General features: G+C 43.2%; 24 protein-coding genes. 18 read left to right on the top strand and 6 right to left on the bottom strand.

Annotated features, from left to right (window positions below):
- The first annotated feature begins 46 nt into the window (after window positions 1–46).
- The 10 genes from FTU69_RS04110 (at window position 47) to FTU69_RS04065 (ending at window position 8,907) form a co-directional block, all read left to right on the top strand.
- Window positions 47–1,468, top strand: coding sequence for an FAD-dependent oxidoreductase (locus tag FTU69_RS04110; protein WP_180103524.1), 1,422 nt, complete (start codon window positions 47–49; stop codon window positions 1,466–1,468).
- A 241-nt stretch (window positions 1,469–1,709) separates the two neighbouring features.
- The gene (locus FTU69_RS04105; protein ID WP_180103523.1) at window positions 1,710–2,594 is read left to right on the top strand and encodes a metal-dependent hydrolase; all 885 of its coding nucleotides are present in this window, start codon (window positions 1,710–1,712) and stop codon (window positions 2,592–2,594) included.
- Window positions 2,595–2,759: 165 nt separating this feature from the next.
- Entirely contained in the window at window positions 2,760–3,350 is a 591-nt protein-coding gene (locus tag FTU69_RS04100; protein WP_005180484.1) for a LemA family protein, read from the top strand.
- 26 nt (window positions 3,351–3,376) lie between these two features.
- A complete protein-coding gene (locus FTU69_RS04095; protein WP_180103522.1) occupies window positions 3,377–4,447 on the top strand; it encodes a YgcG family protein in 1,071 nt (356 codons plus the stop codon).
- Complete coding sequence (locus tag FTU69_RS04090) at window positions 4,441–5,001, top strand: TPM domain-containing protein (RefSeq protein ID WP_180103521.1); 561 nt, start codon at window positions 4,441–4,443, stop codon at window positions 4,999–5,001. Before FTU69_RS04095 ends, FTU69_RS04090 begins: the two co-directional genes overlap by 7 nt.
- Before the next feature lie 195 nt (window positions 5,002–5,196).
- Window positions 5,197–5,712 carry a pilin gene (locus FTU69_RS04085; protein ID WP_180103520.1) on the top strand — a complete coding sequence of 172 codons (516 nt, stop codon included), beginning with the start codon at window positions 5,197–5,199 and terminating at the stop codon, window positions 5,710–5,712.
- 196 nt (window positions 5,713–5,908) lie between these two features.
- On the top strand, window positions 5,909–6,124 hold the full coding sequence (locus FTU69_RS14880) for a prepilin-type N-terminal cleavage/methylation domain-containing protein (protein WP_180103519.1): 216 nt from the start codon (window positions 5,909–5,911) through the stop codon (window positions 6,122–6,124).
- Between the two features lie 12 nt (window positions 6,125–6,136).
- The gene (locus FTU69_RS04075) at window positions 6,137–6,418 is read left to right on the top strand and encodes a pilin (RefSeq protein ID WP_180103531.1); all 282 of its coding nucleotides are present in this window, start codon (window positions 6,137–6,139) and stop codon (window positions 6,416–6,418) included.
- A 21-nt stretch (window positions 6,419–6,439) separates the two neighbouring features.
- Complete coding sequence (gene tfpZ / locus FTU69_RS04070; protein WP_180103518.1) at window positions 6,440–7,174, top strand: TfpX/TfpZ family type IV pilin accessory protein; 735 nt, start codon at window positions 6,440–6,442, stop codon at window positions 7,172–7,174.
- Between the two features lie 92 nt (window positions 7,175–7,266).
- Entirely contained in the window at window positions 7,267–8,907 is a 1,641-nt protein-coding gene (locus FTU69_RS04065) for a PglL family O-oligosaccharyltransferase (RefSeq protein ID WP_180103517.1), read from the top strand.
- Window positions 8,908–9,018: 111 nt separating this feature from the next.
- Here the strand turns inward: FTU69_RS04065 and bfr are convergent, their stop codons facing one another.
- The 6 genes from bfr to gmk all read right to left on the bottom strand — a co-directional run bounded on the left by bfr (window position 9,019) and on the right by gmk (window position 13,818).
- Entirely contained in the window at window positions 9,019–9,483 is a 465-nt protein-coding gene (gene bfr, locus FTU69_RS04060) for a bacterioferritin (RefSeq protein ID WP_005180468.1), read from the bottom strand.
- A gap of 226 nt (window positions 9,484–9,709) precedes the next feature.
- Complete coding sequence (locus FTU69_RS04055; protein WP_034597991.1) at window positions 9,710–9,904, bottom strand: bacterioferritin-associated ferredoxin; 195 nt, start codon at window positions 9,902–9,904, stop codon at window positions 9,710–9,712.
- Window positions 9,905–10,058: 154 nt separating this feature from the next.
- Window positions 10,059–10,442: a RidA family protein gene (locus tag FTU69_RS04050; RefSeq protein ID WP_104513240.1), complete on the bottom strand. Its 384-nt coding sequence runs from the start codon at window positions 10,440–10,442 to the stop codon at window positions 10,059–10,061.
- 71 nt (window positions 10,443–10,513) lie between these two features.
- On the bottom strand, window positions 10,514–12,613 hold the full coding sequence (locus tag FTU69_RS04045) for a bifunctional (p)ppGpp synthetase/guanosine-3',5'-bis(diphosphate) 3'-pyrophosphohydrolase (protein ID WP_104498093.1): 2,100 nt from the start codon (window positions 12,611–12,613) through the stop codon (window positions 10,514–10,516).
- A gap of 223 nt (window positions 12,614–12,836) precedes the next feature.
- Window positions 12,837–13,118 carry a DNA-directed RNA polymerase subunit omega gene (rpoZ, locus tag FTU69_RS04040; RefSeq protein WP_004809957.1) on the bottom strand — a complete coding sequence of 94 codons (282 nt, stop codon included), beginning with the start codon at window positions 13,116–13,118 and terminating at the stop codon, window positions 12,837–12,839.
- A 76-nt stretch (window positions 13,119–13,194) separates the two neighbouring features.
- On the bottom strand, window positions 13,195–13,818 hold the full coding sequence (gmk, locus tag FTU69_RS04035) for a guanylate kinase (RefSeq protein WP_045795273.1): 624 nt from the start codon (window positions 13,816–13,818) through the stop codon (window positions 13,195–13,197).
- Window positions 13,819–13,953: 135 nt separating this feature from the next.
- On the opposite strand from gmk, the gene ispH reads away from it, so the two are divergent.
- The 8 genes from ispH (at window position 13,954) to FTU69_RS03995 (ending at window position 22,800) form a co-directional block, all read left to right on the top strand.
- The gene (ispH, locus tag FTU69_RS04030) at window positions 13,954–14,904 is read left to right on the top strand and encodes a 4-hydroxy-3-methylbut-2-enyl diphosphate reductase (RefSeq protein ID WP_180006630.1); all 951 of its coding nucleotides are present in this window, start codon (window positions 13,954–13,956) and stop codon (window positions 14,902–14,904) included.
- A 163-nt stretch (window positions 14,905–15,067) separates the two neighbouring features.
- Window positions 15,068–15,604, top strand: coding sequence for a Tfp pilus assembly protein FimT/FimU (locus FTU69_RS04025; RefSeq protein ID WP_180006575.1), 537 nt, complete (start codon window positions 15,068–15,070; stop codon window positions 15,602–15,604).
- Window positions 15,601–16,104 carry a type IV pilus modification protein PilV gene (pilV, locus tag FTU69_RS04020; RefSeq protein WP_168408685.1) on the top strand — a complete coding sequence of 168 codons (504 nt, stop codon included), beginning with the start codon at window positions 15,601–15,603 and terminating at the stop codon, window positions 16,102–16,104. The genes FTU69_RS04025 and pilV overlap by 4 nt, the downstream gene beginning before the upstream one ends.
- Window positions 16,080–17,105, top strand: a complete 1,026-nt coding sequence (locus tag FTU69_RS04015; RefSeq protein WP_373685078.1) for a PilW family protein — start codon at window positions 16,080–16,082, stop codon at window positions 17,103–17,105. Before pilV ends, FTU69_RS04015 begins: the two co-directional genes overlap by 25 nt.
- A 10-nt stretch (window positions 17,106–17,115) precedes the next feature.
- A complete protein-coding gene (locus FTU69_RS04010) occupies window positions 17,116–17,871 on the top strand; it encodes a hypothetical protein (RefSeq protein ID WP_180006577.1) in 756 nt (251 codons plus the stop codon).
- A 9-nt stretch (window positions 17,872–17,880) separates the two neighbouring features.
- Window positions 17,881–21,732, top strand: coding sequence for a PilC/PilY family type IV pilus protein (locus FTU69_RS04005; RefSeq protein WP_180088586.1), 3,852 nt, complete (start codon window positions 17,881–17,883; stop codon window positions 21,730–21,732).
- Between the two features lie 4 nt (window positions 21,733–21,736).
- Complete coding sequence (locus tag FTU69_RS14875) at window positions 21,737–22,372, top strand: type IV pilin protein (protein WP_180088588.1); 636 nt, start codon at window positions 21,737–21,739, stop codon at window positions 22,370–22,372.
- Complete coding sequence (locus FTU69_RS03995) at window positions 22,366–22,800, top strand: type IV pilin protein (protein ID WP_104473452.1); 435 nt, start codon at window positions 22,366–22,368, stop codon at window positions 22,798–22,800. The genes FTU69_RS14875 and FTU69_RS03995 overlap by 7 nt, the downstream gene beginning before the upstream one ends.
- Window position 22,801: the final 1 nt, after the last annotated feature.

The raw sequence follows: 22,801 nt of genomic DNA, 5'->3' as shown, positions 1-22,801 counted from the left end.
TGCAAGGCAACTGTGAATCCCTTGCATCTAGCCACGGAGTAAAGACATGGCAGAACGCCTAAGTAATGACTTTCAATTCCTGGATGTTGCACGCCAAGACCCAGAGAAAAAAGAGATTGACGTCCGCAAATCTGAGTTTGTGGAAATTTATAAGCCATTTACCGCAGAAGTGGCGACCAACCAGACCCATCGCTGTTTAGGCTGTGGTAACCCGTATTGTGAATGGAAGTGTCCGGTACATAACTACATTCCAAACTGGTTAAAACTGGTTTCAGAAGGCCGTATTTTCCAGGCGGCAGAACTGTGCCATCAGACCAATACCTTGCCAGAAGTTTGTGGCCGGGTTTGTCCGCAAGACCGTCTCTGTGAAGGTGCCTGTACCCTAAATGATGGTTTTGGTGCCGTGACCATCGGTAATGCAGAAAAATACATCAATGACACCGCTTTTGCGCTGGGCTGGCGTCCAGACATGTCGCATGTCAAATGGACCGATAAAAAAGTCGCGATTATTGGTGCGGGTCCGGCAGGTCTGGGTTGTGCTGATATTCTGGTGCGTAACGGGGTAAAACCAGTCGTATTTGACAAGCGTCCGGAAATTGGTGGTCTGCTGACTTTTGGTATTCCAGAATTCAAGATGGAAAAAGATGTAATGAAACGCCGCCGTGAAATTTTCACTGGTATGGGCGTAGAGTTCCATTTAAATACCGAAATTGGCACAGATGTCACCATCGACCAGTTACTGGCTGATTACGATGCTGTCTTCATGGGCATGGGTACTTATACCTATATGAAAGGTGGTTTTGCCGGTGAAGACTTAGATGGTGTGTATGATGCGCTGGATTTCCTGATTGCCAACGTGAATCGTTGTCAGGGCTGGGAAAAAGATCCATCGGAATACATCTCAGTCGAAGGCAAAAAAGTGATTGTCCTGGGTGGTGGTGATACCGCGATGGACTGTAACCGGACTTCAATCCGTCAGGGTGCCGAGTCGGTGACCTGTGCCTATCGCCGTGATGAAGCCAATATGCCGGGTTCACGTCGTGAAGTGACCAATGCGCGTGAAGAAGGCGTGGAATTCCAGTTTAACCGTCAGCCAATTGAAATTGTGGGTGAAAATGGCAAAGTTACGGGGGTAAAAGTGGTGACCACACAACTGGGTGAACCAGACAGCCGTGGCCGTCGTAGTCCAGAGCCAATTCCGGGTTCAGAAGAAATTCTGCCGGCAGATGCGGTGCTATTGGCCTTTGGTTTCCGTACCAGCCCAGCCGACTGGTTTACCGATGTGAACATCAACCTGGATGGTTCAGGTCGTGTCGTGGCTGCAGAACAGCAGCAATTTAAATTCCAGACTTCAAACCCGAAAATTTTTGCCGGTGGTGATATGGTGCGTGGCTCTGATTTAGTCGTGACTGCAATCTGGGAAGGCCGTCAGGCAGCAGAAGGCATTCTGGATTATCTGGATGTCTGATTCACGCTGAATTCATTCAAGAAGCCCGCTTTTAGAGCGGGTTTTTTTAATCACTTTGGTTTTAGAATCGGTAGGTGAAGATGAAAAAGAGACAAGGGCTGCTAGCAAATTCGCTGTAAACACACTTTATGCAACAGGTCATTTTGAAGTTTTTTGCAAATTGAATCGGTCTTTTTGCCATAGGGGAAAAGTGATTTTGTTCACATACTGAGCTTCTCCAAAACAAAAAAGGTCAGTAACCATGACGCAAGTGACGGCAGAAAAATCCTATCTTCATCGTCCGAAAGCCATTGGGATCACGGTTCGCCGGCTCAAATTTAATCCTCATGCCATCCGCCGGCATTATTTTGCCAATTCGCCGGTGATGTCGCATCTGCTTACCGCCTTATCTTCCACTTTTCCCATTGGTGAGCAGTTTTTTGTGCATAGCGTGCGTAATGTACGCGATCGGGTTCAGGATCCGCAGTTGCAGGCACAAATTGCTGCATTTATTGGGCAAGAGGCGATGCATTCCAAGGCACATCGTGAATTTAACAACGCCTGGCGCCGTGATGATTATCAGCTGGATCGTTTTCAGGCCTGGCTGGCGCGTAAAGATCATCATGTCAAAAGTCTGCCCCCTAAAGTGCAACTGGCGATTACCTGTGCCTTTGAACATTTTACTGCGCTACTGGGCGGTTATATCCTGCGTCATCCGGAAGTGCTGAGTACGCTGGATGATGATGCGGCCAAGCTGTGGATCTGGCATGCGATTGAAGAAATTGAACATCGAGCGGTGGCGTTTGAGGTATATCAGCATGTGTATGCCGATCATCGTCTGCGCCGTATGATCATGCGCAGTGTGACTGCCGGTTTTGCCAGTCTGACTTTTTATAGCGCTTCACAGCCGTTTTTAAAGGACAAGAAAAACAGTATGCCGAAAATCGGCGGTAATCTGTTTGGCCTGTATTTACTGACGAAAATGCTGCTGCAGCTATTGCCGGAATATCTGTCCTATTACCGGAAAGATTTTCATCCGGCCAAAATCAATTACAGTCGCAGCCTTAGATACTGGAAGCAGCGCATGGCAACGCAGTATCAGGTTGAAGGTTTCCAGCAGGAACAGCCACCACAATTACTCAGTTAATTCAAACAGATGTTAAACCGCTAATCAAAACCGGGCCGATTACGCGTCCGGTTTTTTCATGCGCATATGTTTGCCAAGTGATAAATAAAATTAACAAAACTGGGCTAAAATACCGTTAGAATCAAATTATTGAACAAATACAAATAAATAATTAGAGGATAAGGCATGAACTTGATGAAAAAAACACTGCTGATGCTGGCACTCAGCAGCAGCTTGACTCTAAGTGGCTGTGGCTATAACACCTTGCAAGTCAAAGATGAAGCCGTGACAGCTGCTTGGTCGGAAGTCCAAAACCAGTATCAGCGCCGTGCCGATCTGGTGCCGAACCTGGTCAATGTAGTGAAAGGCTATGCCGCACATGAAGAGCAGGTGTTGACTGAAGTGACCCAGGCACGTGCCAATGTGGCCGGCTTAAAAGTCGATCAGGCGGTGCTGGAAGACCCAGCCCTGTTCCAGCGTTATCAGGAAGCGCAAGCGCAAATGACTGGCGCGTTGTCGCGTTTAATTGCGGTATCAGAAAATTATCCGGATTTAAAAGCCAATCAGCAGTTCCGGGATTTACAGGTACAGCTTGAAGGCACCGAAAACCGTATTGCGGTGGCGCGTAACCGTTATATCACCACGGTGCAGGACTTTAATGCCTATTCACGCCAGTTCCCGCAGGTGATGACTGCAAAAGTGATTGGTATGGACACCAAGCCAAACTTTAGTGCCGATCAAAACGCGCAAACTGCACCAACCGTGTCGTTTGAATAATCTCACGCCCCAAGGAGCCGTGGATCATGCCTGATTCAATTACTGCTCTCATCCGGTGGATACTGCACAGCCTGCTGTTGTGCTGTGCGCTATTGCTCAGTTCACTCAGCTTGGCAGATACTGCTGCTAGCGGTTCAGCAGATGATCTGGCGGCAGCGCGCATCATTCAGGAACAGCAACGTACGGCCAATGCTCGTCATCAGAGTCAGAGTCAGGCAGCCGCTGCATCCGAGGCAAGTGTTGAACAATCGGTGATTGCCAATGATATGGCAGAAGGCGAGTCCATCCGTGGCTTGCCGACTTTAAATGAACCGGTGATTGATCAGGCCAATTTGCTGAATGCCGCGCAGAAACAGGCGATTAGTCAGCGGATTTTAGCGCTGCATCAGCAGGGCAAAGCACAAATTGGGGTGGTGATTGTGCCGACCACCGGTCAGGAAGATATTTTTGATTTCGCCATGCGCGTTGCAGAACGCTGGCAGTTGGGCTCGGCCAAATATGACAATGGTTTGTTGATGGCAATTGCAGTGAATGATCGCCGTATTCAAATTCTGACCGGTTATGGTCTGGAAGGGGTATTACCGGATATTGTGCTAGGACGGATTATCAATAACCAGATCACCCCGTATTTTAAACAGGCGCAATATGCCAGCGGTATTGAAGCCGGTCTGGCCGAAATTGAACGTATTTTGAATATGGACCCGGAAGTGGCGGCCAATGCGGCTAAAGAGCTGCAGGAACGCCAGCAACAGGCATTACGTGAGCAGCAGGCACGGGAAAAAACCTTTAATACAGTAATTTTTATTTTAATTGCCGGGGTGATTGGCTCTTATATTGTCGGTAAACGTCTCAGCGCTTCAACCGCTGCGGTGGCGGCTACCGTGGCAGGGCTGGTCAATGGCGTGGGCATATTCACCAGTCTGTTGATGGGGCTTGGGATTTTCTTTTTACTCATTACCGCACTGGCCCAAGCGATTTTTCATATTTTCTTGGCCTCGGCCGGTCGTGGCGGTGGAGGCGGCGGCTTTGGTGGTGGCGGTGGATATAGCGGCGGAGGCGGCGGCTTCGGCGGGGGAGGAGCATCAGGATCATGGTAACCACAACAGATACAACCGAAATAATTACCCAGCCAAAAACTCAGGAGCTGAGTCAACTCAGTTTAAAACGCTGGTTTAAGCACTTTTTCTATATGCCGGCCACCAAACGCTTTTTTAACCAGCAGGACCAGTATGCAATTGCGCAAGCGGTCACAGAAGCCGAGCATGGCCATATTGGTGAAATACAGGTGGTGATTGAAGGCTGTCTGCCTTCGCGTTTGGCTTATTATCAGGACACGCGTACCCGCGCAAGGCAGTTGTTTGCTGAACTGGGTGTTTGGGATACGGAATATAATAGCGGTGTCCTGCTTTATTTAAACCTGTGTGAACGTAAAGTTGAAATTGTGATTGATCGGGGTATTAAACATGCTACTGAGCAGCAGGTCTGGGATGAGATTTGCCAGAAAATGGTGTATGGACTAGTGCAAAGAGAATATCAGCAGGCGGTGATCTTGGGTGTTAAAGAAATTGGCATGATTCTGGATGGTTTTTATGACCGGAAAATTCAGGATGAAGCCAATGAGTTGGGGAATAAGCCCATCATTCTCGGTTAATGTTGTAAATATGTGACACTAAGTGTCACTTTTTTACATAAAAATACATTAAAAAAATAAAGTGAAAAATTTTTATCCATAAATGGCTGTTTTTTCTTTAAATATATTTATAATAAAAGTTGGCACATATAGTGCTATATACAAAATAGCTTATAAAGCTTATAAAAAATTAACAAAACATTTGTGGAGAATGTTATGAACGCTCAAAAAGGTTTTACCTTAATTGAATTAATGATCGTTGTAGCGATCATTGGTATTTTGGCTGCAGTGGCAATCCCTGCTTATCAAGACTACACCGTACGTACTAAAGTATCTGAAATGATCGTGGGTGCGTCTTCACCAAAAAGTCTTGTTAGTGAAGCATTCCAAAGTGATAGCTTAGCAGGTGTAACTGCTGCTGCAACGGAATATAATGCTCGTCCAACTGCTGAAAAGTCTAGTAAATATATTGCGGATATTGCGATTGATACTGCGACTGGTGCAGTAACAGTAACATCTGGTGGTGCTGCTACAGGTTTACCTACTGATGCACAAGGTATGACTGTTGTATTTACACCGAATGTAAATAATGTTGCTCTTGCTGCTGGTGCAACAGGTTCAGTGGATTGGGCCTGTGCTTCAACTACTAATACAACAGCAACGGCACGTGGTTTAGGCGCTATCACTGCAGGTACTATGCCAGCTAAATATGTGCCATCTGAATGCCGTTAATCTTATAAAGATTATAACTTAATGGTCTAAAAAGAGTGCTTTGGCACTCTTTTTTATTTATACAAAATAGAATAAAAATTGTCATATTTTAACAATATATGTTTATGTTTTGTTTGAAGTTGTTGAATTAAATTTAATTTTTTATTGGTATGTTATTTGCTTAATGTTTGTTAGTAAACGAACAAGTGAGAGTATCATGTCTAAGTTTCAGGGCTTTACACTTATTGAGCTTATGATTGTGGTTGCTATTATTGCCATTCTTGCAGCAATCGCAATACCTTTCTATCAGTACAATGCAGTACGGGCAAAAGTCACAGAAGCTCTTGCACAAAGCAATGTTGTAAAAACTTTAGTCAGTGAGGCTTTTGTTTCCAATGGTTTAACAGCAGTTACCGAAGTTGCAATGGATTAAAATGCAAGAGCCATATCAGAAAAACAAACTAAATATATTTCTGATATACAAATAGATGGAAATGGCGTTATTACAGTCACGTTGAGTTCAAATGTAAATACAGGCTTTACAAATGATATGTTAGCTAAAACTCTAGTCTTGACGCCTAATATTCAAGGTGCAAAGCTTGCTAATATTTCAGGTAGTATTGATTGGGCGTGTGCTTCTACCACCTCGACAAGTGCAACTGCTAAAAATTTGGTTGCAGAATTAGGTACATTGCCAGCAAAATATGCACCACCAGAGTGTCGATAAAAAATTAATCGAATATTTAATATGTCTAAACGCCTAAAATTTTTTCTCAGCCATCTATCACTCTCTTTCCTAATCGCTTTATTAGTGGTTGGAGTAGTCTTTTTTATTTGGTATCCCTCTCCACTTGCGACAGCTGTTGGCGTGACCCATATCTTTTTAATGCTCTTAGTTATCGATGTGATTTTAGGACCACTTTTAGGTTTATTGGTCTATAAAGAAGGCAAAAAAACACTAAAATTTGATTTAAGTGTCATTATTCTCATTCAAATCGTGGCTTTATGTTATGGCGTATATAGCATTGAACAAGGTCGCCCTGCATGGTTGGTTTATAACGTAGATCGTTTTGAACTTGTACGCAAAAATGAATTGGTTGACAGTAATATTCAGCAAGCACAGCCTCAATTCCAACAAGCTTCATGGCTTAAGCCGCAATATGTCGCAACTGAATTTGCCAAAGATACACAACAACGCAATGATGAAATGTTTGCGGAAGTTTTTAGCGGTATTTCAATTGCACAGCGTCCAGAACGCTATGTAGAACTGACTCAAGCCAAAACTCAAATCCAACAACGTGTATTACCACTTAATGAATTGGAACAGTACAACTCAAAAGCAGAAGTTGAAAAAGCTTTAGCAAAATATCCAAATGCAGATGCTTGGCTACCGCTAAAAGCCAATGCAGTCGATATGGTGGTATTGCTCAACAAAGAAACCGCAGAAGTCATCAAAATCGTCGACCTCCGCCCTTGGCACTAACATAAAAATAGAACAGTAATTTCACCAAGCAGCTGATTCCCTCAGCTGCTTTTTTGATTATCATAGCTCATCTTTTTCTCAACTCTTGCAGCATGAAATTTTTCCTCTTGCTTCTCGCTGGTATTTTTATCTCCCTCGCTTGGCTTCTTCCCATTCACTACCGCCCGTGGGTGACCTATACCGGCGAGCTGTATGCCTTTTTTGCATTGTTCGCTTTGGCGGCTATTTTTCTAAAAGAAAAACTGACTCTTCCAAAAATAAGCCTGCCTTTACTGGCCTTAGCCGCGGTTCCATTCATTCAATGGGCTTGTGGTTTGCTGTTTTTTTTTGATAAAGCCCTATTTAGTAGTCTGTATATTTTTGGATTCTGGCTAGCGATTGTATTGGGCTATAACCTGACTGTAGATGCTGCGCAGCGAGAAAAAATATTTACAGGTTTAAGTTTCGTCTTTTTAAGCGTTGGTACCCTAACTGGTCTTATGGCTATTTGCCAATGGCTCACCATCGACCAGTATTTCCCGTTTATGGTAGACATCCGCACTGGCCAGCGCCCTTATGCCAACTTCGCCCAGCCGAACAATATGGCGACCTTTCTGGTCATGTCCTTAATGGCCTGTTTATATCTGTATGAAAAACAGAAACTGAAAACAGCGCTCTTGGTTACAGCTGGTTTGGTGATCTTAAGCGGGGTAGTGCTAAGTCAATCGCGTACCTCTTGGGTCGCCTCACTGTGTATTCTGGCTTATCTCGGTTATCAGCAATATCAAGGCTATATCCGCCTGAAATGGTTCTATAGTACGCTTTGGTTTGCCACTTTTGTCGGTTTGATCTTTATTGCCCCTTCTTTAAGTCAGCTACTCTCACAAAGCGCAGATATAGCGGTACAGTCTCGTGATGTGGTACAGCGTGCTACGGGTGATATGTCACGGCTGGCAATCTGGGAGCAGATGCTGCATGCTATTGCCCATCAGCCTTGGTTTGGCTATGGCTGGCATCAGACCAGTGTCGCTTACACCACGATTAGTGAATTTTTTCAGGGACCGGTATGGATTCGTAGCGCCCACAATGTGGTGCTCGATCTTCTGCTCTGGAATGGCCTGCTGATAGGCCTGCCATTGTTGGCTTATCTGGCCTATTGGGGTTATCAGCTGCATCGGCAGGTGAATTCAACTATTTCGGTGATTGGTCTGTTGATGCTGGGTGCCTTCCTGATTCATGCCATGCTGGAATTTCCACAGAACTATGCTTATTTTCTGCTCCCCGCCGGTTTTATCTTGGGGATTGTACAATCACAACGTCTAGGTGCTGGCGTGCAGTTATCGCCAATATTCATGCGGGTTGGCTTTGGCGTGGGCTTAGTCCTGCTGCTGCTAATTTATCGTGATTATGAGCTGATGGTGCCAAAGCTGAATCAATCGGTGCGTTATGAAAAGACACCGGAAAAAATCACCAATCAGGATCAGATTTATCTGCTCGAGGAATTTAACCGCCGCATTGCCTGGATTCGTCTGAATCCGTATAGCCAGCAAAGCCCAGAGCAATTACAGCAGATTCATGAGATTGTATTGAACTATCCAACCCAGTATGACCTGCTTAAATATGCCCGGGTGCTGGCATTTAATGGTTATGAAGCAGAAGCCAAACAGCAGCTGGAGCTGTTAAAGATCGTGCGGAAGCTCGAGGTGGATTATGACAGCTTGCTGGATGGGGCAGAAATCAGCAAAGAGCCGTAAATTATCTTCTGATTTTTAAGGCTGCTGTTTGGGATTTGAAACACATTGCTCAATCCATAAAAAAGACCGGAACTCCGGTCTTTTTTGTACGCTTCATCTTTTTAATTGAACTTAGAGCTGGCTCTGAATATAGTTTTCAATACCGACAGATTCAGTTAAATCCAGTTGCGTGGTTGCCCAGTCCAGATATTCTTCTTCTTTTTCCAGAATTTCCTGAACCAGATCGCGGGTTACATAATCCATTTCCTGTTCAGCCAAAACGACGGCTTTCTGAATGGCTTCAATATTTTCTTTGACTTTACGGACATCACAGTTCAGCACTTCAACCGTATGCTGACCAATATACAGTTTGCCCAGATGTTGCAGATTTGGCAGACCTTCTAGAAATAAAATCCGCTCGATAATTTTATCGGCATGTTTCATCTGACGAATTGATTCTTTATATTCCGCCGAGCCGAGTTGTTCAATGCCCCAGTCATTAAACATACGCGAATGTAAAAAATACTGGTTAATAGCGGTTAAATGATGATACAGCACCTGATTCAGTTGATTAATCACCTCACGATTGCCTTTCATTGCACTACTCCATCTCACAATTTCTGCCCTAAACAGTTTTAAGGCAATCTAGAGCTTTATCTTAAACAAGATGATGCAGGATGGCGAGTAATTTATTGAACGGCAAATGAAAATCGTCATCAATACAATTCTGCAGCAATACCCGGTCGGGCAATAAAAACCCGCCTGAGTCAGAAGCGGGGGAGGAGAGTCGGCCCACGGACCGAAGGATTTATTCTTATTGGAATTAGGCAGCAACTGCGAGACGGCCAGCAAGTTCGGCCACTTCATCGCTAATAATGGCACGTGCTTCAGGGGCACAGCGGCCACAGCAGGTTCCCAGATCCAGCAGGTCACGAATTTCACGATAGCTTTCAGCACCGTTCGCTACGGCGTCTTTAATGTCTTGATCTGTAATACCACGGCACAAGCAAACGTACATTGATACAACCATGAAGAATTAAATAAGATAAGTGTTATTATTGATAATTATTATCGTTTGTCAATAAAAATCATTTGAAAATTCATTTGTTGTGATTGGGTTTTTGAATAAAAAAATACCATCTTATCGATGGTATCTTTTTTGTCCAGCTAAGTTATTGATTAACAATCACCACGCCATCCATTTCAACCAGTGCACCTTTTGGCAGGCTGGCCACACCTAAAGCGGCGCGTGCTGGATATGGCTGGGCAAAATATTCACCCATAATCTGGTTCACCAACTGGAAATTGGATAAATCGGTCAGGTAGATATTGAGTTTGGCAATATCAGCCAGCGTGCCACCTGCGGCTTCACAGACGGCTTTCAGGTTATCAAAAACACGGCGGATTTGCGCTTCAATGCCTTCAACCAGTTCCATGCTGTAAGGATCAAGGCCAATCTGTCCTGACAGGTACACGGTATTGCCAACTAAAATGGCTTGAGAATATGTACCAATGGCAGCAGGCGCATTTTCAGTATGGATTACTTGGCGGGACATCGATTTCTCCTTTTATAAGTATGGACAGCATAAACGATTAGCCGGGCAGGCCCGGGACTATCGTATCATGATTAACAGGCTTTAGATGTTTCGGCAATATTAGGCGGCAGTTCCAGACGGATAATCCGCGGGAAACCGAAATGCATACGCAGGTCGCGAATAATCTGGGCAATCTGCTTACGGTTATTTACCACAATATTGACATAGGTCTTGGCATCGTGGCTACGGACCATTTCTACCCCGGTTTTGGCTTTACGGCATTGATAGATCAGGTCAGAAATCTGCTCATCATTCATTTCAATATCAATGCATAAATAGGCGGTGAAACTGACGTCATCGACATCATCCGAGTTCCACTGCAATGGCATGATATTTTCCGGATGCAGATGCTGTTCATGCAGCAGGTTATGGCAACGCGCGCGATGCACAATTAAACCACGGCGGGATAAATGGCCCTGAATCGGATCACCAAGTACCGGATTACAGCAATGTGCATATTTAACATCAATACCTTCAGTGCCCTGAATCAGACGATCCGAAACTTCCGAGCTGCTGTCCTGTGAATAGAGATGGTTGGCCACCAGTTGCGGTAACAGGTCACCGACTGCAATCTGTTCAAACAGGCGTTCTTTGCTATCGATATGACGCCATTGCAACAGGTTGATCCAGTCGTCTTCGCTTAAATCTTTAATCGAACAGTTAAACAGTTTTAAGGCACGGTTAAGGGCTTGCTCACCCACCAGACGCTGCTCGTCAATATCCTGATCACGCAGAATGTTTTGCAGGGCACGGCGCGCTTTCTGGGTGTTAATAAAGCTGAGCCAGTCCGGGTTTGGTGTCGCTAAAACATCGGTAATCACTTCCACCACCTGACCGCTGGTCAGCGGGGTAGATAGTGGTTTGATTTCTCCATTAATTTTCGCACCGACCGCATGGTTGCCGAGGAACAGGCTGGCTGAATAGGCAAAATCAACTGCGGTAGCACCTTGCGGTAATTCATGCAGATGACCATGCGGGGTATAAACCCAGATTTTTTCCTGATGCAGATAATCCAGCAGCTCGCTAAAGGTGGTTTTGGCACAGGCGCCATCAATCAGCACGTTCAGGTTTTGCATCGAGGCCTGAATCGCCGAGCGGCAGGCTTGCGGTGCATTCTCACCGAGAACCACGCCAAAACGGGCTGCTTTACGCATCAGCTCGGTTTGAATGGTTAAGGATAAGGTGGTTTCTTCACCTTTCAGGCGCAGCATCAGCGACTGGTTGCCACCCGGTAAGGGCCGGCGAATATGATCGGCAAAATGCAGCACCTGAAAATGTTCACGTAAAATATCGGCTAAGCGGTCACAGTCGGCGATACTTTGCAGAATAATTTCAAAGGCGTGGCTGTGGGTCAGTTCTTGCAGATCGATGTCGTTTTTGACGAAATAACGGAGCAGTTCGATATTGTTATTTTTCTTTTTAATCCGGCCGCTAATTTGGTGATATTGCAGTAGCTCTGCCAGGTTCTTTTCCCATTTGGCCTGATATTCACAGCGTTTCGGCTTGGTTTCTAGCAGGGCGGCCTGAACATTATTGAACATATCCAGATCAAGATTCTGGTAGCACAGATGTTCCAGGTTGTCGGCCATTTCATTCATACCGACAATACGCGCCATCGGCACAAAAATATCAAAAGTTTCCTGGGCAATGCGGGCGCGTTTATCTGGGCGCAAGGCATCTAGCGTGGTCATATTGTGATAGCGGTCAGCCAGTTTAATAATGATCACACGCGGGTCTTGCAGGGTCGCTTGCAGGATTTTACGGAAGGACGCGGCTTTATTATATTCTTTATCGCTGGAATGGCTGAGTTTGGTCACGCCATCGACCAGTTCGGCCACGGTACGGCCAAATTTTTCGGTAATATCTTCTTTGCTAAATTCGGTATCTTCAATCACATCATGCAGCAGTGCCGCCATCAGGGTTTCGGCATCCAGACGCATATGTGCCAGAATGCAGCTGACCGCAATCGGATGCAGAATATAAGGCTCGCCACTTTTACGGGTCACGCCATCATGCGCCAGATCGGCATAGTCACAGGCCGCAAGCACGCGCTCGCTATCGCTTTCACTCAAGTAAGCGTCGATAATCATATTTAGTTGCTGTTTGGCTTGGCTGACCTCTGCGCCTGGCATATACCACCTTTAACTACAATGCTCGTAACAATCACAAAAACTGATCTTCTAATGAAAAACATATTGCATGACTTGTCAATTTTTTTCACCGAAAATATCGAAATAAAAGCTCGTTGTAATTACGAGTTCCGATGCTTATGTTATAACGGTTATTGCGCAAATATTAAAGTTCAAATAATAAAAAAGCCTAGTAAAAAACTAGGCTTTTTCAGGATGTATTTTCTTATTGGAAAGAAAAACCATCTAAATTCAAGTTATTTGCTGAAAGTGCAAGGTCAAGGCTAGAGGTTTGGTAGTCCTGATCGCGTTGTTTCAAAATGTCTTTAGAAACGTGGCCTTCTGCAATTTCACGTAAAGCAACAACGGTAGGTTTGTCGTTGTCCCACTCAACGGTAGGTTCAATTCCTTGACGTGCCAATTGACGCGCGCGTTTGCTTGCCACTAGTACAAGCTCAAAGCGGTTGTCTACATGGTCTAAACAATCTTCAACGGTGACGCGTGCCATAAGAGTTCTCGTTTGAATGGTAAATTTAAACAGACTGTGCAGTATAAGGTGCTTTGTCTGAAGACTCAAGTTTTAATCAGGGTGCTGTAGGGGTAATCAGCTTCTGGATTAGCTCCTGATGACGATTGGCCTGCTGGCTTAACACCAGACGGTTGGCAATAATCACGGCTTCCAGGTCATGCAGGGCTTTATTAAAGTCATCATTGATAATCACATAGTCAAAGTTGACATATTGCTGCATATCTTCTACCGCACAGCTTAAGCGATGTTCAATCACATCCACGGCATCGGTGCCGCGATTGGACAGGCGCTGGCGCAAGTCAAACTGGCTTGGCGGTAAAATAAAAATCTGTTTCGATTCAGGAAAAAGTTTGCGCACCTGCTGCGCACCTTGCCAGTCAATTTCAAGCAATACATCGTGACCTTTGGCTAACTGCTCTTTCACCGTTGCTTGCGCGGTGCCGTAATAATTGCCAAATACTTCGGCATATTCAATAAAACCGCCTTGTTGCACCAGGTCAATAAAATCCTGTTTCTGGGTGAAATGGTAATGAACGCCGTCCAGTTCGCCAGGACGTTGACCACGGGTCGTGTGGGAAACAGAAACGTGCAGATTGTTGACACGTTCAAGCAGGGCTTTAACAAGGGATGTTTTGCCTGTTCCTGAAGCTGCAGAAACGACAAACAAGAGACCCGACATGATATTTTTCCTGATATGATAAAATATCTTCTCTATTTTAGAGCAGAGCTGGCTTAAACAAAATAGTTAAGCATCTATTTGTTTGCATTAATTTCGCATCTGTCTGCAAAAGTTGAAATGAATATCGAGGGTTCTATGGAAATTGTATTGGCTAATCCACGTGGTTTTTGTGCGGGTGTGGACCGTGCAATTGCGATTGTGAATCGTGCCCTTGAATGCTTTAATCCACCAATTTATGTGCGTCATGAAGTGGTGCATAACAAGTTTGTGGTCGATGATTTACGTCAGCGCGGTGCGATTTTTGTAGATGAGCTGGATGAAGTACCAGACGATAATATCGTGATTTTTAGTGCGCATGGCGTATCAAAAGCCGTTCAGCAGGAAGCGGAACGCCGTGGCCTGAAAGTGTTTGATGCCACCTGTCCGCTGGTGACCAAGGTGCATATTGAAGTGACCAAATATGCCCGTGAAGGGGTCGAGGCGATTTTAATTGGACATGAAGGCCATCCTGAAGTGGAAGGCACCATGGGTCAATATGACAAGAAAAATGGTGGTGAAATTTATCTGGTGGAAGATGAAGAAGATGTCGCGGCTTTAAGCGTGCGTCATCCTGAAAAAGTCGCGTTTGTTACGCAAACCACGCTGTCGATTGATGATACCGCCAAAGTGATTGATGCCTTGCGCCAGAAATTCCCGCAGATTCAGGGACCGCGTAAAGATGATATCTGTTATGCCACCCAGAACCGTCAAGATGCGGTGCGTGATTTAGCCAGCCAATGCGATGTGGTGCTGGTGGTCGGGTCACCAAACTCGTCGAATTCGAACCGTTTACGTGAACTGGCCGAACGCATGGGTAAACAGGCGTATCTGGTCGATAATGCCGATCAGCTGGATCAGGCTTGGTTTAATCCTGAAACGAAAATTGGTGTCACTGCTGGCGCGTCTGCTCCGGAAATTTTAATTAAACAGGTGATTCAGCGCTTGCAGGACTGGGGGGCAACCGCCCCTGCCGAGCTTGCCGGTCGTGAAGAGAACATTACCTTTAGTTTACCGAAAGAGTTACGTATTTCTGTAACTCAGGCTTAAACTGAGAAATAGATAACAGTCTAATTTTTCTCTTAAAAATAAGCAGATGATTGTGATATGACAGTCATCTGCTTTTTTGTGCCTTTTATCTGTTCTGTGTAGTTTTTGTAACTTTAATAAGTATGATTTTAACTGGGCCAACATTTTTGCCGAGGGGGAGAGCATGCGAAAAAGTCAGGGGTTTACCTTAATTGAATTGATGGTCACGATTGCGGTGCTGGCGATTGTGGCGATGATGGCAGCGCCTTCTTTTGGAGATTTGATTGCAAAACGACATTTAGATACCTCAATTCGTGAGCTGTCTTTGGTGTTGAGTGATGCCCGAGCACAAGCTACGACTTTAAGAAAGAATGTGACAGTAAAATTTGAAAGTGGAACAAACACAGCAGAAGTTCGTTACTGGATACCCAAATATGACGATGTGGCTCTGAACTCGAATGCCAATGATGTTGACTTTTCTGATGTTACTTATAGTTCAGTAGGTATTCCGCGGCAGAGAACAAAAACAATTGATAATGAAAATTATGATGAACATCAAACCACAGATCTAACCACTACACCGCCTACTAATCCTCCAACAGTGGAAGTTTTATTACCGCTTAAATTTGAGTTATGTAATTCAAAAATAAATCAAAGTCGAACGATTACACTTTCAATGAATGGCACTGTAGAAAAAATCGAATCAGGGGTGTGCTCATGAATAACATGAATACGCAAAAAGGGGTTGGTTTAATAGAGGTCTTGGTTGCCTTGCTTTTGTTAGCTATTGGTATTTTAGGCTTTGTTGGTTTGCAGTTGAGAGCTATGGATGCAGCAAATGAGGCAACAGATCGGACCATTGCAATTAATATAGCGCGTGATTTAGCTGAACGTATGAGGGTAAATAGGTTGGCCTTACCTGAGTATAAAGTAGCAATCAATGCCAAAACTGAAAAAAGTGGTTGTGTAGGAAGTGAGCAAGGTTATTTGCCGAATTGTTCTAGTGAAGAAATGGCAGAGGTTGATTCTAGTCAGATTACTGAGAAAGCAGCTGAAGTTGGCCATACTGTAAAAATCAATAATTGTGTTGGTAGTAGTTTGAACTGTATTTATGTCGCTTGGGGTGATACCAATATAGACAGTAACTTAGATGCTTGTATTGATACTTCGACTGGAGCATATGTAGCGAATTCTAAATGCTTGGTTATGGAGGCTTTTTAAAAATGAGTTTGAATAAAAAGCTTTTTTCATTTTCCAAACAAAGCGGCTTCACTCTTTTAGAACTTATGATTGCGCTTAGCCTAGGGCTGATTGTTAGTGCAATTGCGATTCAGTTAGCTTTAACAGGACAAAGAGGTGTATCGACTCAGCAGGCACTCTCCGACCTACAAAATGATGCTCTTTTTGGATTGGAAGCCTTTGTTCGTGAAATACGTTTGGCAAACTTAAATGCAGCTGAACCAATGATCAACGACAAGGTTTTACATGGAGGGATTGTACTAGATGCTAGAAATTACACCCAAAAGTTCAAAAATGATGATAGTGGTAATCCCACTTCAAACTTGGATATTACGTTAAAGAACGCTTTATCTGAAGGCAAGGTAGAAAATAGCTCTAATTTAGTGGGGCAAGCAAGTGACCAATTGGTTATTCAATACAAAAATTCAATGGGTAATCAGTTTGATTGTGAGGGTCGCCAAATTGTAAAAGATGCGTATGTGGTACAACGCTATTTTTTAAGAAATGACACGAATAGGGGAGACCCAAATAAACCATTGGCTTTAGCGTGTAAAGCTTTTAGCTATATGGGGGATGAGCCTGCAGAAATTGATTTATCTGGTGATGGCCAAATTATGATTCCTAGAGTCGATCATTTAAGTGTGCAATTGGTTGTTGCCAGAGATGGAATGAACAGCACTTGTTCGGCAGCTGCAGATGCAGATGGGCAGTTAGATTGTTTTGGTCAAATTTCAATTGATGATTATAAAAAGCTTACGGGTGCCGTGAAACCGCAGATTGTCGCAGTCAAAGTAGGGCTGTTAGTTCGTTCTAATAATACCGTGGGAAATAATGACTTATTTAATGCTGATAAAGAATATCAAGTTTTAAATACCGGGGATACCGGGGCGAAATTAATTCCACATGACAAAAATAAGTTGTATATGCGAAATGTAGTTACACAAACCATTGCGATACGTAATGGTTTCGGTATCGCGAAGTAAGGAGTTGAGAATGAATCTACCAAAAGTAAATCATAGACACTCCCAAAATGGTTCAGTACTTATTGTTGTATTGGTGATGCTGATTGTGATTGCAATTGCGGGTACATGGGCAATTCGCTCCAGTATTACCTCTTTGAATATTTCAACAAATGCGCAGGCTCATTCACTTCTTGTACAAAATAGTGACTCAGTATTTTTTACTCTAGAAAACAAAACCAGTGATGCTTTGCAATTTGCCCAGATGCGTATTGGTGATGGCATGCTGGCTTATGCACTACGTCCTGAAAATAAAGGTAAAGAATTGGTATTTTGTGTACGCGGAAGTGTTTTAAATAACTTTTCTGGAAGTCGTATTGCGAGTTCGGTGTATTGGCAGAACAACAAAATTGTAAATAGCGAATTAGGTCAAAATGGTTTTTGTCAAACAACACGTGGTGATTTTATTAGTGGTCGACAAGCTGTAATGACCCAAGTCACTGTTCGTGCGGCAGATACGGATCGAGATTGGGAACATATGATGGAAGGCGATGATAAAGAAAGTTCCAAAAGTACAGGTATTCAACGTGTAGTGATTACCGCAACTTCTTTGCTGCCAAATTTAAGCTCAGCGAGTATTCAGCAAGTGAATAACTGTTTGAAAAATCATACCAGTTTTGTTGATCCTTTGGTTGAGAATGATACGGTTACCGACTGTTTAGCAGAAAATAATGTTCCATACAGTACTCAAGATATGGAATACAGTTTGCGTTCACTGAAAGCCTCTTAGGGGATGAATATGAAAAATTTAAAAAATCATCATGCTAATGTGCTAGATGTGAAGGCACGAGCTAAAGAATTTGGACATCAGTTCAAGTTAACTACTTTGGCAGGTGCAATGACCTTGCTTATTGCTCAAAGCAGTACCAGTTACGCCAGTGATATTGAAATTTATACTAAACCAAACTCGAATGCCGGTTCTGGCGTAGTGGTAATGATGTTAGATACATCGGGAAGTATGGATTTAAGCGCAAATAATTATGGTGTCGGAGCTAGTGCTTGTGATTTGCCAAGTGGCGTGACTAGTCATATTTATGTGAGTGATACAGCATCTGGGGGATATTCAAGACGCTATTGCGTAAATGCAAGATATCGTGAGCGTTCTGGATGGTTTAGTACTTCTTGGTACACTTGCGATAGCTCTGGGTGTAATAAGTCAATATATTCAGCTCCTTCGACTACTGGCTTTCTATCAGCGAGTAGTGGGAGTGACAGGTATTATTATAAGAATGAAGATAAATACTACGATCGAATCAGTCGTTTAAAAGATGCTTTGTATACTTTGGCAACTATGCCTGTTTATGATGAAGACACGGGAAAAGGAATTAAGTCTGATGTAAAAATCGGAATTGGAACTTTCCCTTATGTATCAAATGATGAAAATAACTTAAGGGGATATATGCGTATTCCCGCAGCAGAATGGGGTGATATCGGCTCTGCACAACGTACTAAAGTTCTTAATCTTATTAAAAGTTCTAGTTTTAAAGGGACAGGTGGGACGCCTACTTCTGCTGCGTATGCAGAAGCTGCTGCGTATTTATTGGGAACCACAACAGGTGGTGGTGCTTATAGTGGTATTAATATCTCAAAGGCTATAGATCCAAATTTAGTTTCTGGAACTAACTATGTTTCTCCTCTTGATAAATCTGCCACAGCAGCAGAGTGTAGCGGTCAAGGGATTTACTTTTTAACAGATGGACAACCTCAATCTCCTTCAGCAACTAATAATAGTACATTAATGGGGAGAGCCTTACGACTCGGTTCATATAGTGATAGTTCAAGTTTATTCGGTGGTGCTAATAATAGTGGAAGCTTTAGGGCTTTTTGGAGTGAAATCGGTGCTTTTTCAAAATCACTTAATGATAAAGATGTCATCAAACATGCATTAAACGTAGCGGAAGATAAACGAAAAGTATTAACGGCAGTCGTTGGCTTTGGTTCAGTATTTGATGGTGATTATGATGATATGAATCGAGATGCAAAAAATGCCTATGACTGGGGAACCAAAGGTCGTGGTTATGGCGAGGGTGGATTTATTGCTGCGAAAGAATCTCAGCAAATTGTTGAAAGCTTAAATGAATTTATTGGAGAGGTTGGTGGCTCAATTTCAAGTATCAGTACAGGTTCTTCTACTATTCCTGTTGATGCATTGAATCCAGAATCACTTCAGGCATTTTCATATTTTCCTCAATTTGAACCTAAAGTTGCTGATGAGGATGATCAACAACTTTGGTTTGGAAATTTAAAAAAATATTATGTGGTCAATAATAGTGTTTATGCTTCAGAAAGTGGTGGTCCAGCTTCACTAGTGGTGAAAAAAAGTGTTTTACAGGATTTAAAAGATATTTGGGGGGATAGCACCAGTTACCCTTCAGGAACAGCGACCTTTGCGAAATGGGGAGCATTATCTAAACTTCCGCTGGGTACACAGCAAAATGATGATACATTTACAGGACGTAAACTGTTAACCGATTATGATTTTAATGAGGCTGCTTCTGGTACAGAAAAAGTTTCTCAAAATTTACAGCTAGTAAGAATTACCCATCAATACACCACAGATGAAAAAACCAAAACAGACAACCCAGAACGCATTAAAGGTTTAATGGGCTTGTTAGGTTATAACATCGCTTCAGCAAGTGAAAACTTGGAAGGCGCAACAGCAAACTTAAGACAAATGGGCAGTATTTTACACTCATTGCCTGTGTTACTTACCCAAAGTGGTAAAGCCGTTGCTGTGAAAGATGCAACATCAGGTAATGTCTATGTCGATACTACAGACCGTAAAGATTATGTGCTCTTTGGAACAACGCAAGGTTTACTGCATGTAGTCGATGCTAAAACCGGGGTAGAGAAATTTAGCTTCTTACCTAAAGAGATGGCAGAAAAACAATATGAATTATTTAAGTCGGGTGCGGGTACCTGGGATAATGGTAAAAATGCTCTTTATTATGGGGTAGATGGTGAGTGGGCAGCCCATACCGTTTATGTGAGTAAAGATGATGGAACTCTAACCGTTGATGGGGTTGTGCGCGATGTTGCAGGCGGTTTAGAAGGGGAAAAAGAAAATTTACAAGGTAAACAGTGGGTTTACGGTGGTCTGCGGATGGGAGGACGCAGTTATTACGCTTTAGATTTAACCGGTTTAGATGATTCATCCAGCAGCAGTCCTAAAATTAAATTCCATATTGATCCTGCATCAAGTTCAGTCAAAAGTTTGGGTTATGATGAAGATGGCAACCCAGTTTTGATCACAAAAAAATATGCTGCTTTGGCTAAAATGGGCCAAAGTTGGTCTAAGCCGAAGCTTGATTACGTAAATTGGAACGGTGAGCGTAAATTAGTGATGTTTGTGGGTGGTGGCTATGATGCTGGCGGTGATGATGGTGATGGCCTGTATGATGCGAATGGTGTAAGAACAGGTTATGCGGGTTATGAAAAATATAATTATGAGCAAGACAATGAAATCGGTGCGGGTGTGTATATGTTCGATGCCGATAATGGCGAGTTATTGTGGTATGCCAGTAAAACGGAAGTGAGTGGTAGTGTAGAACATACCGAGCACGACGACTTACAATATAGTGTCGTCAGTGAAATTAAAACCGTTGACCGTAACAATGACGGTGTTGTCGATCACCTGTACTTTGGCGATTTGGCTGGACAGGCGTTTCGAGTTGACTTACATCAACCTCAAAGCGATGGTTCTTTTGAGTTTGTACCGCAAATTACCCGTATTTTAAATTTACATAAAACCAATGGTACAAGTCCTCGCTTTTACTACCCGCCGGTCTTTACAGCTCACCATAGTGCAGGGGGAACCGAAGGGGGGAATATTGTCGTAGCATCCTTCCTGTCTGGAAATAAAAGCTCTCCTTTATTAGCCACTAACGATTCACCGACGACTACAGGAACGACTAGTTCTTCAGGATTGGAGTTCGATGGTGTTTATGCTTTGTATGAATATGATATCCATCCGACGGGTACATATTATCCAGCTTCATCACGAGCGGATAAAACTATAGCAGCAGCGGGTGAAGGTATAAGTCTAGATAAGTTAATGCCTTTATCTGTCTTGGTAAATAGTAAAACTGCAACGACGAATCGTGGTGCAGCCATTAGCCCGACCAGTGGTTGGGGAGGGTGGTATTATAAATTTGAGCATAAATTTGAAAGTACTACTGGTGCAGCTAAAATAGAAGGTGCGGGTGTGATAAAAGGTCTTACCCCACTGGTTGCAATGGAAGGAAACCTCTACGTTACTATGTTTGATGCAGCAGAACCTGGTACGACTTCAGCTTGTGGGGCGGGTGTCAAAGGACAAAGTTTTACCCAGCGTCTCTGTTTACCTACAGGTGTTTGTCCCGAGCTGGCAAATTATAAATACAATTTGGGTTCAGGAATTGTGAGCTTAAACGTCGGTCCAATGTCAGAGCCTACAGGAGGTAGAGGGATTGTAATTCCTGATAATGATCCAGAAAATGTAAAATGTGAGGGAGAAGATTGTGCTGAACCAGGTAAACGTTTTATTCCGGCTGGCGGACCATTAAAATTTATTCCGCATCGTTGGTATGAACGATATTCGGTAAAGGAGTGAAAAAATGAAATTTATTTTTTCACAGTCTAAGCCCCAAACAGGTTTTACTCTGATTGAACTGATGGTGGTCGTAGTGATTGTGGCATTACTTGCTGCAATTGCGATGCCAAGTTATCAGGTTTATATTCAACGTTCGCATCTTGCTCAAGCACAACAGGAAATGCAAAAACTTGCTGAGCAACTGGAACGACATAAAGCTAAGAACTTTAGTTATAAAGGGTTTGAGGCGAGTTATTTATATAAAGATAAAACAGGCACGTTAAGTTCAAACTTTGATACCGCCAAACAGCAAGTTTTACTTCCTATTCATTCGGATAACCCTAAATATAGATTGAGTATTATTGGGTTTTATTCTGTACGTGAGTTTGCAAAGGATGAAGATGGAAATATTACCGATACGGCAAAAGATTTAGAGGTCAAAGCAGATTTATTGAATAAAAAGATTGATTTTGATCGGTCAGCGCAGGCTGATATGTTTGCTATTGGAAGTAATTGGGCTATTAAAGCAGAAAGTCTAGATCAAAAAAATTATAGTCTTTTGTTAAACAGTTTAGGCACCAAGTGTATGAACAAAGAAGACTATACCAAAGTGACTTATACTTCTTGTGGTGAGGTAAATGAGGGAAGCGAATCATGGTAAGACAAGGGTTTACACTTATAGAACTTATGATTGTCATTGCGATTATTGCAATTTTAGCTGCTATTGCTTATCCCTCTTATCAGCAATATAAAATTAAAGTAAATCGGGCAGAAGCACAATCAGAGATGATGTTCATTGCTGAAAGAATGAATGCCTATAAAGGAATGAATGGTTCTTTTTCGGGGGCAACGATTGCACAAATATATGGATCAACAGTAACTCCCAAACAAGGCACTGCATTATATGATTTAAGCTTTGATGCTGCACTAACCAATGCAACCCGTTGGACTCTAATTGCTCAACCTAAGGCAGGTACGTTACAAGCGGGCAATGGTTGGATTTGTTTAAACAATCAATCAGAGAAATATTGGGCAAAAGGCGAAGCGCGTTGTGACTTGTCGCCAAACTCTACCTGGTCCGATAAATAAA

The organism is Acinetobacter sp. YH12134 (genome assembly GCF_013418555.1).
Lineage (GTDB): Bacteria > Pseudomonadota > Gammaproteobacteria > Pseudomonadales > Moraxellaceae > Acinetobacter > Acinetobacter indicus.
The sequence above is the reverse complement of the archived record's forward strand: the minus strand, read 5'-3'. Positions and strand labels throughout refer to the sequence as shown.

Bases quoted from the DNA above. Each gene is read 5' to 3' on its own strand.
- FTU69_RS04110 (WP_180103524.1), top strand. From the start codon at position 47: ATGGCAGAACGCCTAAGTAATGACTTTCAATTCCTGGATGTTGCACGC.
- FTU69_RS04105 (WP_180103523.1), top strand. From the start codon at position 1,710: ATGACGCAAGTGACGGCAGAAAAATCCTATCTTCATCGTCCGAAAGCC.
- FTU69_RS04100 (WP_005180484.1), top strand. From the start codon at position 2,760: ATGAACTTGATGAAAAAAACACTGCTGATGCTGGCACTCAGCAGCAGC.
- FTU69_RS04095 (WP_180103522.1), top strand. From the start codon at position 3,377: ATGCCTGATTCAATTACTGCTCTCATCCGGTGGATACTGCACAGCCTG.
- FTU69_RS04090 (WP_180103521.1), top strand. From the start codon at position 4,441: ATGGTAACCACAACAGATACAACCGAAATAATTACCCAGCCAAAAACT.
- FTU69_RS04085 (WP_180103520.1), top strand. From the start codon at position 5,197: ATGAACGCTCAAAAAGGTTTTACCTTAATTGAATTAATGATCGTTGTA.
- FTU69_RS14880 (WP_180103519.1), top strand. From the start codon at position 5,909: ATGTCTAAGTTTCAGGGCTTTACACTTATTGAGCTTATGATTGTGGTT.
- tfpZ (WP_180103518.1), top strand. From the start codon at position 6,440: ATGTCTAAACGCCTAAAATTTTTTCTCAGCCATCTATCACTCTCTTTC.
- FTU69_RS04065 (WP_180103517.1), top strand. From the start codon at position 7,267: ATGAAATTTTTCCTCTTGCTTCTCGCTGGTATTTTTATCTCCCTCGCT.
- bfr (WP_005180468.1), bottom strand. From the start codon at position 9,483: ATGAAAGGCAATCGTGAGGTGATTAATCAACTGAATCAGGTGCTGTAT.
- FTU69_RS04055 (WP_034597991.1), bottom strand. From the start codon at position 9,904: ATGTACGTTTGCTTGTGCCGTGGTATTACAGATCAAGACATTAAAGAC.
- FTU69_RS04050 (WP_104513240.1), bottom strand. From the start codon at position 10,442: ATGTCCCGCCAAGTAATCCATACTGAAAATGCGCCTGCTGCCATTGGT.
- FTU69_RS04045 (WP_104498093.1), bottom strand. From the start codon at position 12,613: ATGCCAGGCGCAGAGGTCAGCCAAGCCAAACAGCAACTAAATATGATT.
- rpoZ (WP_004809957.1), bottom strand. From the start codon at position 13,118: ATGGCACGCGTCACCGTTGAAGATTGTTTAGACCATGTAGACAACCGC.
- gmk (WP_045795273.1), bottom strand. From the start codon at position 13,818: ATGTCGGGTCTCTTGTTTGTCGTTTCTGCAGCTTCAGGAACAGGCAAA.
- ispH (WP_180006630.1), top strand. From the start codon at position 13,954: ATGGAAATTGTATTGGCTAATCCACGTGGTTTTTGTGCGGGTGTGGAC.
- FTU69_RS04025 (WP_180006575.1), top strand. From the start codon at position 15,068: ATGCGAAAAAGTCAGGGGTTTACCTTAATTGAATTGATGGTCACGATT.
- pilV (WP_168408685.1), top strand. From the start codon at position 15,601: ATGAATAACATGAATACGCAAAAAGGGGTTGGTTTAATAGAGGTCTTG.
- FTU69_RS04015 (WP_373685078.1), top strand. From the start codon at position 16,080: ATGCTTGGTTATGGAGGCTTTTTAAAAATGAGTTTGAATAAAAAGCTT.
- FTU69_RS04010 (WP_180006577.1), top strand. From the start codon at position 17,116: ATGAATCTACCAAAAGTAAATCATAGACACTCCCAAAATGGTTCAGTA.
- FTU69_RS04005 (WP_180088586.1), top strand. From the start codon at position 17,881: ATGAAAAATTTAAAAAATCATCATGCTAATGTGCTAGATGTGAAGGCA.
- FTU69_RS14875 (WP_180088588.1), top strand. From the start codon at position 21,737: ATGAAATTTATTTTTTCACAGTCTAAGCCCCAAACAGGTTTTACTCTG.
- FTU69_RS03995 (WP_104473452.1), top strand. From the start codon at position 22,366: ATGGTAAGACAAGGGTTTACACTTATAGAACTTATGATTGTCATTGCG.